This window comes from Paraburkholderia sp. SSBN10T (genome assembly GCF_056619545.1).
Genome location: NZ_JBWQQI010000057.1, coordinates 1 through 1,240 on the forward strand (window position 1 = coordinate 1; position 1,240 = coordinate 1,240).

Below are 1,240 nucleotides of genomic sequence, written 5' to 3' on the forward strand. Positions count from 1 at the left end.
CGGCGCGAACTCGCCGCGGCCGTTATGGCTGCGTGATTTAGAACGTGTGACGGATGCCCACGCGCACCAGCGTCTGCGTATCGCCGGCCGACGAGATGCCGTTCGCCACGTCGCCGATCGAGGCCGTCGCGTTCACCACGTTGCCGTACTGGTCGAGCGTCTTGCCGCTCGCCTTCTGGTAGCCGACCAGACCGTACAGCGCCGTACGCTTGGACAGGTAGTAGAACGTCGACAGGTTGAACTGGTTGTACTTCGGACCCGACTGGCCCTCGATCGAGCTGCCCGCCGTGTAGTCGTAGCCTGCCGCGACGCGCAGCGCCGGGTTGATCTGCCACGACGCCGTCGCGCCCGCCGAGTTGAAGGTCTCCTTGCCCCTGAACAGCGAGAAGCTGCTCGCCTTGTACTGCGTGTTGCTGTACGACACGCCCAGCGTCACCGCACCGATCAGGTACGTGCTCGACGCGGCGATGATCTGCAGGTTCTGCGCGGTGGCGAAACCCTGGTTGACCGACGACGAGAACGTGCCGTCATACGAGCTGGTCCACGTGCCGCCGGTCGAACCGTACGTGTTGTTCGCCTTCAGGTAAGCCGCGCCGATTGCAAACGGGCCGTGGCTGTACTGCCCGCCCAGGCTCCACGTGCTCTGGTTCTTGAAGCTGCCTGCCTGGTTGCCGAAGCCGTACAGCGCGCCCAGTTGCAGGCCGCCGAACGACGGCGTCACATACTTCAGCGAGTTGTTCTCGCGCGACTGGTTGTCGATGTTGTCCAGGTCGCCCGGGTGCGCGGCCATGCCGGTCAGGAAGCTGGTCGGTCCGATCGAGCCGACGAAGTCGACGATCGGGTCGTACTGGCGGCCCATCGTCAGCGTACCGAACTTCGTGCTGGACAGGCCCATGAACGCCTGGCGGCCGAACTCGCGGCTGCTCTGCCCCAACTGGCCGGTGCCTACGTTAAAGCCGTTTTCGAGCTGGAAAATCGCCGCCAGTCCGTCGCCCAGATCTTCCTTGCCCTTCAGGCCCCAGCGGCTGCCCGACCAGGTGCCGCTCGTGAACGTGTAGTTCGACCTGCCGACCAGCACCGCGGGCGTGCCCGCCTTGCCCGCCGTCTGCACCACGGCCTGGTTGCTGGTGTAACCCAGACCCGCATCGACGATACCGTATAGCGTCACGCTCCCCTGAGCGTGAGCTGCTGCACAAAACCCGTTAAGGGCAACCAGAGCGAAAAGTGATTTTTTCATCAT

The 1,240-nt window shown here is 64.3% G+C and carries 1 protein-coding gene; it reads right to left on the reverse strand.

The window, feature by feature from the left end:
- Window positions 1-37: 37 nt before the first annotated feature.
- On the reverse strand, window positions 38-1,237 hold the full coding sequence (locus AC1ECK_RS36605) for a porin (protein ID WP_480328174.1): 1,200 nt from the start codon (window positions 1,235-1,237) through the stop codon (window positions 38-40).
- Window positions 1,238-1,240: the final 3 nt, after the last annotated feature.